This is a genomic window from Dactylosporangium vinaceum (genome assembly GCF_019904175.1).
Classification (GTDB): domain Bacteria; phylum Actinomycetota; class Actinomycetes; order Mycobacteriales; family Micromonosporaceae; genus Dactylosporangium; species Dactylosporangium vinaceum.
In genome coordinates this window covers 11,137,954-11,153,183 of record NZ_CP061913.1, presented here as the reverse complement: position 1 = coordinate 11,153,183, position 15,230 = coordinate 11,137,954, and the positions used below count along the sequence as shown (strand labels likewise).

Sequence of the window (15,230 nt, the reverse complement as noted above, 5' to 3'; positions counted from 1 at the left end):
GCACATCCTCGACCAAGTACCGAACAATTTCGAAACCCCGATCCCGGCAAACCTCGGACGCCCGGCGCGGTCGGTTTGCAAGATGTAGGGGTTGTGGAGGTGGGATGCCGGGAAAGCTGCTCGTCATCGGGGGCGCGGAGAGCCACGACGCCGGCGACGACGAGATCCTCGAGCGCTTCGTGCTGCTCGCCGGCGGGAGCGACGCACACCTGGTGGTGATCGCCACGGCGAGCGAGAGCCCGGGGGAGCGCGAGCAGGAGTACGCCGAGGTCCTCCACCGGCTCGGCGCCCAGCGCGTCACGGCGCTGCGCCTCGCGTCGCGCGAGGACGCCAACGGCGAACCGGCCGTCGCCGTGATCGAGCGGGCCTCCGGCGTGTTCTTCACCGGCGGTGACCAGCTGCGGATCACCACCGTGCTGGGCGGCACCAAGGTCGACAAGGCGCTGCACGCGCGGCTGGCCGAGGGCATGATCCTGGCCGGCACCAGCGCGGGCGCCGCGATGATGTCCAGCACCATGATCCTCGGCGGGAGTCTCGCCACCGTGAGCACGGGCAGCGTGCGCACCGGCCCCGGGATGGAGTTCCTGCCCGGCGTGCTCATCGACATGCACTTCGCCGAGCGCGGGCGGCTCAACCGGCTGCTCAGCGCCATCGCGATGTTCCCGCACGAGCTCGGTCTCGGCATCGACGAGAACACCGCGATCCTCGTCGACGGCGACTCGTTCGAGGTGCTCGGGCGCGGCACGGTGACCGTGATCGACGCCGGCCAGGCCCGGGACATCCAGTGCCCCACGGCCGGGTTCGCCGACGAGCTGGGCGGCCCGATCGCGCTGTACGGCGTCCAACTGCACGTCCTGCCGGCCGGGCACTGGTTCGACCTGACCGAGCGGGCCCCGAAGAGGAAAGCAGAAGAGGATCATGCGTATTGAAGACAGCCGCCGCCTGCGGGGGCCGAACCGGTACCTCGACCGGCCGGTCCAGGTGACCCGGGTCCTCCTCGACGACCTCACCGGCCGCGAGACCTGTGACTTCCCGGGCCTGCCGGAGCGGCTGCTCGACCTGCTGCCGGGCCTGGCCGAGCACCACTGCGCGGCGGGGACGCCGGGCGGGTTCGTCAAGCGGCTGTACGGCGGCACCTACTTCGGCCACACCGCCGAGCACATGGCCATCGAGCTGTCCAACCTCATCGGCCGCGGGGTCAACTTCGGCCGCACCGTGGGCACCGAGGACCCCTCCGCCTTCGACGTGCTCATGGAGTGCCCGGTGGACGAGCCCGCCGAGTCCTCGCTTTCCCGCCTTCTCCTGCAAAAAGCGATTGATGTGGTGGTACCCCTCGTGCGTGGCACGGAGCCGCCCGCACTCGATCTGGAGGAGCTGCGCCGGCAGTACGAGCGCGAGAAGCCGGGCCCGTCCACCCAGGCGATCGCCGAGGCGGCCCGCGCCCGCGGCATCCCCGTCGAGCGGGTCGGCGACCTGAGTCTGCTGCGGCTGGGGTACGGCCGCCACCGCCGGCTCGTCTGGGCCGCCCTCACCGATCAGACCTCGGCCATCGGCGTGGACATCGCCGCCGACAAGGAGCTCACCCGCCGCCTGCTCGAGGACGCCGGCGTCCCGGTCCCGGCCGGCGGCCCGGCCGCCACCGCGGACCAGGCCGTGCGGCTCTTCGCGCAGCTCGGAGCGCCGGTCGTCGTCAAGCCGCGCGGGGGCCGGCAGGGTCAGCACGTGTACCTGGGCGTCGACTCGCCGGACGCGGTCCGGGCCGCCTTCGCCGCCGCCACCGCGGACGGCGGCGACGCCGTCGTGGAGCGCCAGGTCGAGGGCCGCGACTACCGGGTGCTGACCGTCGGCGGCGAGATCGTCGCGGCCGCCGAGCGGGTCCCCGCGCACGTGACGGGCGACGGCCGCACCGACATCACCGGCCTGATCGCCCGGGCCAACGAGGACCCGCGGCGCGGCGACGGCCACGCCCGCGCGCTCACCCGGCTCGCGATCGACGACGTCGCCGAGACGCTCCTGGACCGCCAGGGCTTCACGGTGCGCGACGTGCCCGCCGAGGGCACGACGGTGTGGCTGCGCGACAACGCCAACCTCTCCACCGGCGGTACCAGCGTCGACGTCACCAAGCTCGTCCACCCCTCGGTCGCCGACCTGTGCCGCCGCGTCGCCGGCCTGGTCGGCCTGGACATCGCGGGCATCGACATGCGCCTGCCCGACATCGCCGAGGAGCTCCCGCTGCGCCGGGGCGGCGTGATCGAGGTCAACGCCGCCCCCGGCCTGCGCATGCACCTGGACCAGCACGACGTGGGCGCGGCGATCGTCGACGCCCTCTACCCGGCCGGCACCCCGTCGCGCATCCCGATCGTCGCCATCACCGGCACCAATGGCAAGACCACCGTCGCCCGCCTGACCGCCCACCTCCTGGCCGGGGCCGGCCTGCGCGTGGGCGTGACGACAACCGATGGCGTGATGGTCGGCGGCCGCCTGATCCAGCACGCCGACGCCACCGGCCCCCGCTCCGCCCGGGTCGTGCTGGGCGACCCGACGGTCGATGCGGCAGTCCTGGAGACCGCCCGCGGCGGCCTGCTCCGCCAGGGCCTGGGCTACGACTGGAGCGACGTCGGCATCATCACCAACCTCTCCTCCGACCACTTGGGCCAGGACGGCATCGAGAGCATCGACGAGCTGGTCAACCTGAAGTCGGTAGTGGCCGAACGCGTCCGCGAGGGCGGCGCCGTCATCCTCAACGCCGACGACCCCCGCAGCAGCGAGCTGGACTTCCCCGGCCGCGAGATCATCTGGTGCTCCCTGGACCCCCGCAACCCCCTGGTCCGCCGCCACTGGGACTCCGGCGGCCGCGCCTACCTCCTGGCCGACGGCTGGCTCGTCGAGCTGACCGGCCGGCGCTGGATCCCCCTGCTGGCCGCCCACGAACTGGGCACCGCCTTCGGCGGCGCGGCACGGCACCTGGTGGCCAACGCCCTGGCCGCCACCGCCGCCGCCCGCGTCCTGGGCGTCACGACGACCAGCCTGGCCGAGCGCCTGCGCACCTTCGGCGCAACCCCCACCGACAACCCCGGCCGCGGCACCCTCCTGCGCCGCGGCGAGGTCGACATCCTGCTCGACTACGCCCACAACCCGGCCGCGATAGCCGCCGTCAGCGACCTGGTCGACCGGGTGTGGGGCGGCAACCGCGCGGTGGCCGCGATAACGCTGCCCGGCGACCGCCGCGACGACCTGCTCCGCGAGTCAGCCACCGTAGTGGCCACCCGCTTCACCCGCGTGGTCCTGTACGAGGACGCCGACCGCCGGGGCCGGGCCCGCGGAGAAGTCCCCGACCTGGTCCGCACGGAGCTGCTGGCGGTAGCCCCCGCGACCACCTGCATCCAGGTGGAGACGGTGGACGACGCCATCCCCGCCGCCCTGTCCCTGGCCAACCCCGGCGACGTCGTCCTCCTGCTGTACGAGAAGATCGAACCGGTCCTGGCGCTGCTGGAGGCGCTCGGCGCCCAATATGCGGGGGAGCTCGCCACCGCCGCCCCGTCCTCCTCGACCAGGCCGATGGCCTGGACCGCCACCGGCTGACGCACCGCTGTTAGTGCGGGGCCGATATGTCGGGCGCGGGCGCGCCGCGACATATCGGATTTATACCCCGTCCCCGGTTTTAAGGGATCGTTGCAACACATGACCTGATCAGGGTTGTGATGTTCGAGATCCGGGAGGGTCGTCGCCCGCAAGGTTGCATGCCGCTGCTGGCCGAGCGCGCCGCGTATTTCGAGTTCGATGGGCAGGGTGTGCCGACGGGTGTGGCGTGTCGCTGGTCGGGGTGGCGGAGCGGACGGGGTGGCCGGTGGCGGCGGGAAGCTGCTGCGGTGGGCGCTGTCGAGGCTGCGGCGGCGCGGCCGCCGGTGGGGTCGGTCCGATACCTGTCCCTCGATGAGCGGGTGGTGATCGCCGATCGGTGCGGGCTGGGGTGTCGCAGGCGGCGATCGCGGTGCACGATCAGCCGGGAGATCCGCCGCAACCGTGACCCTGACGATGGTGGGTATCAGCCGTCCCCCGGCCCAAACTGCGGAAGCCGGCCGGGAACCCGGCCCTGCGTGCTGTGGTCCAGGACCTCCTGGTGACCTGGCACAGCCCGCGGCAGATCAGTGCCCGGCTGCGCCGGTCCCACGAGACGATCTACCAGGCGTTCTACGTCCAGGGCCGGGTGTGCTGCGCCGCGAGCTGGCGGCGGCGTTGCGGACCGGCCGGGCGGTGCGCCGGCCGCGGACCACGACCGCTCACGGGTCGCGGTTCGTCGCGCCGATGCTGATGATCAGCGACCGCCCGGCTGAGGTCGGCGACCGTGCGGTGCCCGGGCATCGAGAAGGTGACCTGATCATCGGCAAGGACGGCGGCTCGGCGATCGGCACCCACGTCGAACGGGCTACCCGCTACGTCCTGCTCGCGCACCCCGGCAACCGCGGCCGCTGCGCCGACGTGGTCCGTGACGCGCTGCTGGCCACCCTGCCGCAGCACCTGAAACGGTCCCTGACCTGGGGTCAGGGCGCCGAGATGGCGTGGCATCACGAGTTCGGCCCGGCCGCGGACATGCCCGTGTATTGCTGCGACCCGCACAGCCCCTGACAGCGCGGGTCGAACCAGAAGACAACGACCTCGCCGGGCACAGCCCCGAACACCTCACCGCGGTCGCCGCCCAGCTCAACGACCGTGTCCGCCAAACCCTCAACTGAGACACCCCAACCCAACGCCTCGCACAAGTTCTCAACATCACCAACTGAAACCACCGTGTTGCAACCCCCGGAAACCGCCGACCGGGTATTTGCCGCAAGCGCCGGAACTCGCAAGCGGATGAAGTAGGTCGAAGCCGGACACGAACAGCAGCGCCGTCAACGAGGTGCCGCTACGACCGAGAAGAGGGATGCCGCCGCGAACGCCGCGGGTAGCCGCCGCACGCAGCTACCGACGAACGCCGCGGACAGCGGCGAATCGCGGGCAAGTTGTGGTTGCGGCTGTTTGCGCCGATCCAACGACGCCGGTGAGATCAGACGCCGACCATCGTTACGCCCGCCAGGTCAGCGCCCGGCAGATCAACGCTTGCCACATTGCAGACACGGGCCGGCTCCGAGGGCCTGCCGACCGGTCAGGTCCGCGCCGGTCACGTCCGCGCCGGTCAGGTCAGTGGTGGCCCGGTTCGCGCCGTGTGGGGTTCGGTGGCGGCGACCCGGTTCGCGTTGGTCAGGTCGGCGCCGGTCGGAGGCGTGCGACACAGGCGGGTGCGCGGTCAACTGCGCTCGAGTTCGTCCCGCGCGGTGGGAGGCTCGGGCCGCGGCGGTTCAGCGGTCAACTGCGCTCGAAGTTCGCCCCCGCGCGGTGGAGGGCTCGGGCCGCGGCGGCTCGAGGGTCAGCGCAGAGCGCGGATGGCGGTAAGCGTGGTGTGGACGTTGAACTGGTCGCCGTCGTCGCTTGCCCAGCTGCCGTCGCTGCGCTGGGTTTCGTCCAGGCGCTTGCGGGCGGCGCCCAGCAGCCAGTCGCCGGCGGACATGTCGATGCGGCGTAAGGCGGCGTACAGCAGGGCGGTGTCGGCCGCAGTCATGGTCGGGACGCGGTCGGCCAGGGCGACCTGGATCTGGGCCGACTCGTAGAACCAGCCCAGGTGATACAGCACGGCGCACCCCAGCCAGCCCGTGACCAGGAACGACGGCCACGAGCCGTCCGGGCGCAGGGATGCCCGGAATGCCTCCGCGGCCCTGGCGATGCCGGCCGCGTGCTCGTCCTCGGCGCCCGGGGCGGGGCCGCCCACGACGAGCCAGTACGCGGCGCTGCAGGTCAGGTACAGGCGGGCCTCGTCGTCGCCCGGCTGGGCCCACGGCGGGGCGACGCCGGCCAGGGACTCGTCCTCTTCCCACATGCCGTCCGGGCGTTGGCTCTGGCGCAGCCAGGCGAGGGCTCGGCGGGCGGCCGGGCGGCCCAGAGCGCCCAGGTCGTCGAGCTCGTTCAGGCGGAAGCAGGTGGCGTCGACCGAGGCGACGCGGGCGCCGAAGTACGCGGGCCAGCCGCCTGTCGACGCCGGGCCGGACTCGGCCCGGTCCAGGACGTCGGCCGCGGGGGCCTGGCCGGTGCGCAGCCAGGCTAGGCGGGCGCGGTCCACGGAGTCGCCGTGGGCGACTACGTAACCGATCGCGGCATCAAGGTCGGCCATGGGCCGCAGACTACCGCTCGCCCGGCCCACCCGCGCGTGTTGATCAGGTGTGACGTGAGTCGTTTTCGGGATGACCATCCGGTGCCTGGTCGCCACCGAGCGCACCCTCCGCACGGCCGACGGCGTCGATCGTGCGGAGGGTGCGGGTGGAGGCGGGGCCTCCCGGGCGACGGGAGATCGAACCTAGTAGATCGGCAGGGACGGGTCGACGGTCTTGACCCAGGAGACGACCCCGCCCTGGACGTGGACCGCGTCCTTGAAGCCCGCCGCCTTCACCGCGGCCAGGGCCTCGGCGGAGCGGACGCCGCTCTTGCAGTGCAGGACGATCTGCCGGTCCTGCGGCAGATCGGCCAGGGCGTTGCCGTTGAGGAACTCGCCCTTCGGGACCAGCCGGGCACCGGGGATGCGCACGATCTCCCACTCGGCGGGCTCGCGCACGTCGATGAGGTCGATCGGCTTGCCGGAGTCCTGCCAGTCCTTGAGCTCCTGGGCGGTGATCGTCGAGCCGACCGTCGCCGCCTGGGCCTCGTCGGAGACGGCGCCGCAGAAGTCGTCGTAGTCGATCAGGCCGGTGACCGTGGGGTTCTCGCCGCAGATCGCGCAGTTGGGGTCCTTGCGGAGCTTGATCTTGCGGTACTCCATCTCCAGCGCGTCGTAGACCATGAGGCGGCCCAGGAGCGTCTCGCCGACCCCGGTCAGCAGCTTGATCGCCTCGGTGACCTGGATCGCGCCGATCGACGCGCACAGGACACCCAGCACGCCGCCCTCGGCGCAGGAGGGGACCATGCCGGGCGGGGGCGGCTCCGGGTAGAGGCACCGGTAGCAGGGGCCGTGCTCGGCCCAGAAGACCGACGCCTGGCCGTCGAAGCGGTAGATCGAGCCCCACACGTACGGCTTGCCCAGCAGTACCGCCGCGTCGTTGACCATGTAGCGGGTCGCGAAGTTGTCGGTGCCGTCGATGATCAGGTCGTACTGCGCGAAGATCTCCATCACATTGTCGTTGGTGAGCGCCTCGTTGTGCAGCACCACGTTGACGTACGGGTTGATCTCGAGCACCGAGTCCCGCGCCGACTCCGCCTTGGGGCGGCCGATGTCGGACTGCCCGTGGATGATCTGGCGCTGCAGGTTGGACTCGTCGACGGTGTCGAACTCGACGATGCCGAGGGTGCCGACGCCGGCGGCCGCCAGGTACATGAGCGCGGGCGAGCCGAGCCCACCCGCGCCGACACACAGCACCCTGGCGTTCTTGAGTCGTTTCTGCCCGGCCACCCCGACGTCGGGAATGATCAGATGGCGTGAGTAACGGCGGACCTCGTCCACCGACAGGTCGGCGGCGGGTTCGACCAGAGGAGGCAACGACATGGTTCTCATTCTGCCCCGCGTTGGCCCCGAACCCGAGTGAGCTAGGGCACTTTGGGTCCCGTGTACGCCTGGCCGTCCACGAACGGCCAGGAGTTCGCCACGCAGCCCTTCAGCCCGTACGTCTGCTGCATCATGACCGGCGCGGGCTTCCCGGCCGCCGGGCACGCCTCGTGGCCGTGGCCGAGCTCGTGGCCGGTCTCGTGGTTGACGACGTACGTGCGGTAGTCCGCGATCGGCGCGCCGTAGTCCGGGATGGCGGTGTTCCAGCGGGCCAGGTTGATGATGACCTTGCCCGTGATGCGGCAGGAGCTGTACCCGTCCGTGTGCAGCCCGGCCGCCGCGCACATCGCCTCCGACGTGGCCGGCGTGGCCAGGAACACCGTGAAGTCGGCCGGCCCCTGCCCCTTCACCCGCTGGAGTCGCAGCTCGCCGCTCGCCGTCCACCCGCGCGGGTCCGCGTAGGTCTTCTCGACCTCCGCGGCGAACGCATCCGCCTGCTGCCCGGCACCATTTTCGACGGCGACGGTGTACTTCTTCAGCGCCCCGTTCCCGCCCGCCACCGGACCGTCGGTGGTGGCGTAGGCGAACGTGCCGTCACCCTTGGCCGGTCCCGCCTCCGGGGGCGGGCTCGCCGGCTGCGACGGCGGCGCGAGCATCGGCTGCTCCTGGCGCACGGGCGCCTTCTCGGAAGTACCCCCGGAGAAGAAGAGCTGGCGGGTGAGCCCCAAGGCGGCCAGAAGTCCCGCCGCCGCCATGACCCCGGCGATGAGGTACCGCTTCCGGCGCGCCTCCATCCGCCGGCGGTGCCGGGATGCGCGCACGACCTCGCGAGCGGCCGTCGGGTCGCTCGGCAGAGGCTCGGGCTCCCGCGGGCGGTCGGAGAGAAGCCGGCTCACCATCGATGCCTAGCTTGCCATGCGCACCCTTGCCACGCGCGCGCGGACCGGCTCCTGCTCCCGTTCCGCAACCGGCGCGGCGAGCTCGTTCAGCAGCCCGAAGACGGCCCGGGCCACCGAGCGCGGCACTTCCATCTGGGCGACGTGGCCGACACCCTCGAGCATCATCAGCCGGCTGTCCGGGATCAGCCGGGCGACCTGCGGGGCGGTGCGGATGTCGACGAGCTTGTCCTGCCGCCCGGCGATCACCAGGGTCGGCGCCTTGATCTTGCTCGCCGTCCGCCAGATGGAGCCCTCGCCCGGCAGGTACGCCCGCAGGAAGCTGCTGACCAGCCCGCGCAGGCTGCCGACGTACGCCTCGGCGTACCACGGCACCTGATGGCGCAGCCGGGCCTCCTCGATGGCCTCCAGCCGGCGCTGCTGCGGGTAGCGGGTCGGGTCGCCGTAACAGGAGTCGATCACCATGTCGGCCAGCGCCTCGGGCTCGATCGAGCTCATGTGCCGGGCGGCCAGCCGGGTGGCGTTGGGCAGCAGGAGCAGCGGCACGACCCGGCCCTGCAGCGACCGGCGCGGGTCGAGGAACGGCATCGCCGGGGAGATCAGCGTGAGCGAGCGGACCAGGTCGGGCCGGCGGGCGGCGACCTTCACGCTGGTGGCGCCGCCGAGCGAGTTGCCGAACAGGTGAACCGGGCCGCGGTCGCTGTGCTCGATCCAGCGGATCACGTGACCGGCCATCGCGTCGAGGGTGTAGCTGCGGGCGCGGCCGCTGTACCCGAATCCGGGCAGGTCGATGGCCTGCCCTTCGAGCGCGGGCCCGTCCGTGCGCGACGCCAGGATGCCGGCCAGGTCGGTCCAGTTGGTCGACGAGCCGCCGAGGCCGTGCACGTAGACGGCCGGCTCGACGTTGTCGCCCTGGGCCGGGGTGTCACGGATGAACGTGACGGTCCCGTCGAGCTCGACCTCGCGCCCGGGCCACCGCGCCGGCAGCTGCGCCGGTGACGGGATGGTGAACTCCGGGACAAGGGTGGCTCGCTTCATCCTCCAAGTGTGCCTTGAAGTCGCCACTACGGCAGGAGGGCTTCCAATCGCCGGTTCACGGCGGCCATCGTCGCCCGCACCACGGCCTGGCGGGAGTCGCCGTCCGCGGCCACCACGGCCGAGCCGGTGAGCTGCTCGACGAAGCCGTCGTACATCAGCAGGAGCACGACGACCGCGACCTCGCACCCGCCGAGCGCGACCACCGCGGCGTGCTCGATGTAGCAGCGCGCCCGGACGGTGGCGTCGGTGTCGATGAGCAGCTGGTCGACGGCGGACGCGGCGGCCAGGGCGGCCAGCTTCAGCATGTACCCGTCGAAGTTCGGGCCGCTCGCGACGCCGATCGCGGGCTGGTTGTCGGCGGTCAGGCGGACCTCGACGGTGGCGTCGATGCCCTGCGTGTTGACGTCGACCGATTCGATGACGACCCGCGGCGACACGATCGAGCCGGGGTTCGGGGTGAGCGCCGGCGCCTTCTGGTCCAGCGGCGCGGGTTTGCGCGCTCCGCTGCTGACCGGGCGGCGGCGGCGGGACTCCCGGCCGTACCCGGGAAGGGCACTGTGGGGTGAATTGCGGGCGGCGTTCAGTGCGGCGGCGGCGTTGACCGGCGGCCGCGGCGTGGGCACGGGGGCCGAGGCCGGTGTGCTCGCATAGGGCGCGGCCGGCTCCGGCATGCCGTCGGGCAGCAGCGGATTCTGCTCGGCCGACAGGCCCATCGTCTCGTTCAGCATCCGTGCGACGATCCGGCTGACCTGCCCGGCGTCGGCCTCGTCGGCGAGCTCCAGGCGCAGCGTGTGCAGGCCGTCGGCGTTCTTGCGCAGCGTCGCCCGGTGCACGCCGCCGACCGTCTGCACGGCCCGCAGGACGCTCTGCACGTCGAAGCCGTCGGGCCGGTTGTCCGGGTCGCCGGTCTGGCCCTCCTGCTCCTCGCGCAGGTAGTCGGTGATCCGCGTGAGCTCGGGCGCGCCGACCGCCGACGCCTGCGGCTCACCGGCCGGGATCGGCGGGACGTCGGGCTCGGAGGGCACGCGCTGGGGCAGCTCGGGCGCATCGTAGGCGGGCTGCGTCATGTCGTCGGCGAACGTCGGCATGACCGGCTCGGGAGCGGTCATCGACGTGGCCGAGCCGAGCAGGAGCGGCGGCAGGGGCCCGACGAGCGGGTCGTTCTCCGGGACGCGCTGGCTGGGCAGGCTCTGCGGCTGGACGGGCGCGGGCGGCGGCGCCGACACGGGCTCGCGCGGGGTGGGGTGCTGCACCGGCGCGGCCCAGTCGAACTCCGGCTGCGACGGCTCCGGGGCCCAGTGGCGCTGCTCCTGCGGCTGATAGGAGCCGCCCGTGTAGCCCCAGGCGTCGGGCGCCTGCTGGTGCTCGGCCACCCGTTCGAGCGCCGAGGCGGGCTGCTCGTAGGTGTGGGCCTGCTCATAGGCCTCGTACGGCTGGGCTTCGTACGGCTGGGCCTCGTACGACTGATTCCGGTCGTAGGTGGGCTCGTATGCCGGAGCGGGCGGCGGCTCGTAGGACGGCTGCGCGGAGATCGGCCGTCGCAGCTCGCCGGTGTGGTCGAGGGGCGCGGACAGCGCGCCGTAGACGGTGCCGGGGGCCGGCGGCGGGACGCTCTTCGTCTCGCCGGTCGGGCTGGAGGTCGGCCAGCCCTGCCCGTCCGGGCCGTAGTGGCCGTAGTGCAGCGTCGACATGGGGGCCTGCGGGGCCGGCGGCTGCACCGGCGGTGGCGGCGGCGAGACCGGCGGGCTCATCGGGGCCAGCATGTCGGAGTACGGACCGCGCACCTCGGCGCGTCCGCGGGTCCCCCCGTTGGCGCCGTTTGTACCGTTCACGCCGTTCGGGGGATTGCCATTGGCGCCGTTGAGCCCACTGCCGTTCAACCCATTGATGCCGTTGATATTGAAAGCGCCCGTCACCTGGGCCCGGCCGGCGATCGCGCCGGTGGCCGGCTCGCGCCAGGCGGAGACGATCGCCTCCAGGGCGTCGTCCGACGGCGTACCCCCGTTGACCTGCCCATTCGGGTATGCGGAACGGCCGCGACCCAGGCCCTGGTCCGGGCCGAGGTTTCCACCAGGGTAGGCGCCGCCCGCCTCCGGGCTACCGGCTTGCCCCGTTTCGTCCACCGCACGCTCCTCCATCGCCCCGTAGTGAGGCTACCGTGTGGGTGGAAAGGGGGTAAGTTGCAATCTCGACCCAAATCCGGATGGTGAACATGACCTCGTCGATGAGCGGCACGCAGGCGGCCGGCCGGCCCGTGCGGCTGCCCCGGTCGGCGCGGAGAAAGCAGCTGCTCGCCGCAGCTCAGCAGGTGTTCGTGGCCCAGGGCTACCACGCCGCCGCGATGGACGACATCGCCGAGCGGGCGGGCGTTTCGAAACCTGTCTTGTATCAGCATTTCCCGGGCAAGTTGGAGTTGTACCTCGCGCTCCTGGACACCCACTGCGACGCGATGGTGTCGCGGGTGCGCTCCGCGATGGAAGCGACGACCGACAACAAGGACCGGGTGCGCGGGGCCATCCAGGCCTACTTCGACTTCATCGATCACGAGAGCGAAGCCTTCCGGCTCGTCTTCGAGTCCGACCTGCGCAACGACCCCGCCGTCCGCGAGCGCGTGGACCGCGTGGAGACCGGCTGCATCGCGGCCATCACCGACACGATCATGGCCGACACCGGCGTGAGCCGCGCCCGCGCCGAGCTGCTGGCCTCCGGCCTGGTCGGCGCGGCCGAGATCGCGGCCCGCTTCTGGCTGGCCGGCGGCCGCCAGGTGGAGAAGGCCGAGGCGGAGAGCCTGCTGACCGCGCTGTCGTGGCGCGGCATCGCGAGCTTCCCCCTGCACGGCGAACACGCCTGATCGCGTTAATCTTCAACCACACTGGGTGTGCGGCCCGACGCGCGGCCGCGCCCGATCAAGGAGGAACGCGTGGAGGTCAAGATCGGCGTGCAGTACGCGCCTCGGGAGCTGGTGCTGGAGAGCAACCAGTCGCCGTCCGAGGTCGAGTCTGCGGTCACCGACGCGATCAACGGTGGCGATAAAAGTGTGCTGTCCCTGGTCGACGACAAGGGCCGCCGGGTGATCGTGCCCGTCGGCAAGATCGCATACGTGGAGATCGCCGAGTCGTCGCCGCGGCCGGTTGGTTTCTCGGCCGCGCGCTGAGCGAAGGGGCCCTCGCAAGGGGGCCCCTTTTCCGTCAGTTGTTGAGGCCGACGGCGCCCATCCGGGCCGTGTGGGCCGTGGTCAGGCGCTTGATCAGGGCCTGGAAGTCGGTGCCCTGCCCGGCCAGCAGCAGGCCCAGCGAGGGCCGCTCGCCGGCGACCCGCAGCGACTGGGAGATCGCCTCGCCGACCAGGCGGCGGGCCCACATCGACAGGCGGTTGGCCACCTTCGGGTCGACCGCTATCGCGGCCCGCAGCTCGTCGGCGGCGAAGTCGGCGTGCCGGGAGTCGTGCAGCACGTCCAGGATCAGGTCGCGGTCCGGCGCGGCCAGCACCAGCGCGACCTCGCGGGTGAAGTCGTCGGCGATGCCGTCGCCGACGTACGCCTTGGTCAGGCCCTCCAGCCAGTCGTTGGGCTCGGTCTGCTCATGGTAGTCCGACACCGCCCGCACGTAGGGGGCCATCGCGCTCTCCGGGTCGGCGCCGAGCTCCACCAGGCGGTCGGCCAGGCGGCGGTAGTTGCTGATCTCCCGGGCCGCCATCTCGCTCAGCACGGCGCGCCGGCGCAGGTCGGGGGCCAGCCGGGCGTCGGCGGCCATGCGGTCGAAGGCGACCAGCTCGCCGTACGCGAGCATGCCCAAAAGGTCGAGGACGGCGGAGCTGTCAAGGTCGCCGGCCCGGACGGCCGAGGTGAGATCGGACACGTCGGCACAGTACCGCGCCTGATCGCCGGGGGCAGCACACGATCTGCCCACGCTGTGTTGTGCGCGGATCCGCGATTGTGTCGGTACAATGACGAGAAATGCCTTGGGCGGACCCTAGCCCAGGCACCGGCGCTTGTAGCCCGCGACCAACGTTCGAACACGGTCGCGTGTGGCCCGCGCCCTACACAGATCGAGCGCACCCGGCAGTTCAGGGGCGCTCCCGCGAGAGAGACACCCCGAGCACAACATGACAATCGACAACACAGAGGCTGCCGCAGCGGTAGCCCCGCGCGCCCCCGTGCGCGCCGACAGTCCGACATTCGCCGACCTGGGCGCGCGGCCCGAGACAGTGGCCGCGCTCGAAGCGGTCGGCATCACGCACGCCTTCGCGATCCAGGAATACGCGGTGCCCATCGCGCTGCGGGGGACCGACCTGATCGGACAGGCTCCTACCGGTACCGGAAAGACGCTCGGTTTCGGCGTTCCACTGCTGGACCGAGTCACCGCGCCCAGTGAGGGCGCCGACGGGCTGCCCCAGGCGCTCGTCGTCGTCCCGACGCGCGAGCTCGGCCTGCAGGTCGCCCGCGACATCGCGGCGGCCGGCAAGACCCGCGGCGTGCGGGTGCTGCCGCTCTACGGCGGGGTCGCCTACGAGCCGCAGGTCGACGCGCTGCGCAACGGCGTCGAGATCGTCGTCGGCACGCCCGGGCGGCTGCTCGACCTGTCCAAGGGCAAGCACCTGCGGCTGCACGCCGTGCGGGCGCTCGTCCTGGACGAGGCCGACCGCATGCTCGACCTGGGCTTCCTCGACGACGTCGAGCGGATCCTCAAGCTGCTGCCGGAAGAGCGCCAGACCATGCTCTTCTCGGCCACGATGCCCGACCCGATCGTCACCCTGGCGCGCCGGTTCCTGCGCCAGCCGATGACGATCCACGCGCACCACGACGCCAGCACGGGTCCGTCCCCGCTGACGAAGCAGTTCGTCTACCGCACCCACCCGCTCAACAAGATCGAGATCGTGGCCCGCATCCTGCAGGCCGAGGACCGCGGTCTCACCATGGTCTTCTGCCGCACCAAGCGCGCGGCCGACCGGGCCGCCGAGGACCTGGACTTCCGGGGCTTCGCGGCCGCGGCCGTCCACGGCGACCTGGGCCAGGGCGCCCGCGAGCGGGCTCTGCGCGCGTTCCGGGCCGGCAAGATCGACGTGCTCGTCGCCACCGACGTCGCGGCCCGCGGGCTCGACGTCTCAGGCGTGACGCACGTGATCAACTACGACTGCCCGGAGGACCCGGACACGTACACGCACCGCATCGGCCGCACGGGCCGCGCCGGCGCCACCGGCGTCGCGGTGACGTTCGTGGACTGGGAGGACATGCCCCGCTGGCGGATCATCGACAAGAGCCTGGGCATGGAGCTGCCGGAGCCGCCGGAGACGTACCACACGTCGGCGCACCTGCTCACCGACATCGGCATTCCCGAGGGCACCACGGGTTCGCTGCCGACGGCCGACCGCAAGCGGGCCGGTCTCTCGGCGGAGAAGCTGGAGGACGTCGAGGGCAAGCCGCGCGGCCGGGCCGCGCGTGGCCGTGGTCGCGGGCGCTCGGCGTCGGCCTCCCCGTCGCCGGCGGCGACCGTCACGGACACCGCCGAGTCGACGGAGCCGCGCCGCCAGCGCCGGCGCCGCCGCCGGGGCGAGGTGGACGCGGTCGAGCACGCCGAGGCAACGGTGCCGGCGGCCGTCTTCTCGGGCGATCCGTCGCCCGACGAGAGCGCCGCGGGTGACGAGGGCGGCCGCACGCGTCGCCGCCGTCGCCGTGGGGGCCGCGGACGCGGTGGAGCCGGCGAAGAGGCCGCGGCAGAGTAAGTTCCAGCGAC

11 protein-coding genes and 1 pseudogene are annotated in these 15,230 nt (G+C 72.3%); 6 read left to right on the top strand and 6 right to left on the bottom strand.

Going from position 1 to position 15,230, the window contains the following annotated elements; translation table 11 throughout:
• Nucleotides 1-104: 104 nt before the first annotated feature.
• From Dvina_RS50185 to Dvina_RS55905, 3 genes and pseudogenes are all read left to right on the top strand, one after another.
• Nucleotides 105-929 carry a cyanophycinase gene (locus Dvina_RS50185; protein ID WP_223099186.1) on the top strand — a complete coding sequence of 275 codons (825 nt, stop codon included), beginning with the start codon at nucleotides 105-107 and terminating at the stop codon, nucleotides 927-929.
• Nucleotides 919-3,582, top strand: a complete 2,664-nt coding sequence (gene cphA / locus Dvina_RS50180; protein WP_223099185.1) for a cyanophycin synthetase — start codon at nucleotides 919-921, stop codon at nucleotides 3,580-3,582. The genes Dvina_RS50185 and cphA overlap by 11 nt, the downstream gene beginning before the upstream one ends.
• Before the next feature lie 119 nt (nucleotides 3,583-3,701).
• Nucleotides 3,702-4,733, top strand: a pseudogene (locus Dvina_RS55905) (IS30 family transposase).
• Between the two features lie 671 nt (nucleotides 4,734-5,404).
• Here Dvina_RS55905 and Dvina_RS50170 read toward each other — a convergent pair.
• The 5 genes from Dvina_RS50170 to Dvina_RS50150 form a co-directional block, all read right to left on the bottom strand.
• Nucleotides 5,405-6,202: a squalene--hopene cyclase gene (locus tag Dvina_RS50170; RefSeq protein ID WP_223099183.1), complete on the bottom strand. Its 798-nt coding sequence runs from the start codon at nucleotides 6,200-6,202 to the stop codon at nucleotides 5,405-5,407.
• A gap of 183 nt (nucleotides 6,203-6,385) precedes the next feature.
• Nucleotides 6,386-7,564, bottom strand: coding sequence for an adenylyltransferase/sulfurtransferase MoeZ (gene moeZ, locus Dvina_RS50165; RefSeq protein ID WP_223099182.1), 1,179 nt, complete (start codon nucleotides 7,562-7,564; stop codon nucleotides 6,386-6,388).
• 41 nt (nucleotides 7,565-7,605) lie between these two features.
• Nucleotides 7,606-8,358, bottom strand: coding sequence for a DUF3152 domain-containing protein (locus Dvina_RS50160; protein WP_246655838.1), 753 nt, complete (start codon nucleotides 8,356-8,358; stop codon nucleotides 7,606-7,608).
• A 111-nt stretch (nucleotides 8,359-8,469) separates the two neighbouring features.
• Entirely contained in the window at nucleotides 8,470-9,498 is a 1,029-nt protein-coding gene (locus Dvina_RS50155) for an alpha/beta fold hydrolase (protein ID WP_223099180.1), read from the bottom strand.
• A 26-nt stretch (nucleotides 9,499-9,524) separates the two neighbouring features.
• Nucleotides 9,525-11,621: a hypothetical protein gene (locus Dvina_RS50150; protein ID WP_223099179.1), complete on the bottom strand. Its 2,097-nt coding sequence runs from the start codon at nucleotides 11,619-11,621 to the stop codon at nucleotides 9,525-9,527.
• A gap of 89 nt (nucleotides 11,622-11,710) precedes the next feature.
• On the opposite strand from Dvina_RS50150, the gene Dvina_RS50145 reads away from it, so the two are divergent.
• Together Dvina_RS50145 and Dvina_RS50140 are read left to right on the top strand one after the other, a co-directional pair.
• On the top strand, nucleotides 11,711-12,349 hold the full coding sequence (locus tag Dvina_RS50145) for a TetR/AcrR family transcriptional regulator (protein ID WP_223099177.1): 639 nt from the start codon (nucleotides 11,711-11,713) through the stop codon (nucleotides 12,347-12,349).
• 69 nt (nucleotides 12,350-12,418) lie between these two features.
• Entirely contained in the window at nucleotides 12,419-12,652 is a 234-nt protein-coding gene (locus tag Dvina_RS50140; protein WP_223099175.1) for a DUF3107 domain-containing protein, read from the top strand.
• Nucleotides 12,653-12,686: 34 nt separating this feature from the next.
• Here the strand turns inward: Dvina_RS50140 and Dvina_RS50135 are convergent, their stop codons facing one another.
• Nucleotides 12,687-13,355, bottom strand: coding sequence for a ferritin-like fold-containing protein (locus tag Dvina_RS50135; RefSeq protein WP_246655837.1), 669 nt, complete (start codon nucleotides 13,353-13,355; stop codon nucleotides 12,687-12,689).
• Between the two features lie 247 nt (nucleotides 13,356-13,602).
• Between Dvina_RS50135 and Dvina_RS50130 the strand changes: the two genes are divergently transcribed.
• A complete protein-coding gene (locus tag Dvina_RS50130; RefSeq protein ID WP_223099174.1) occupies nucleotides 13,603-15,219 on the top strand; it encodes a DEAD/DEAH box helicase in 1,617 nt (538 codons plus the stop codon).
• Nucleotides 15,220-15,230 lie beyond the last annotated feature (11 nt).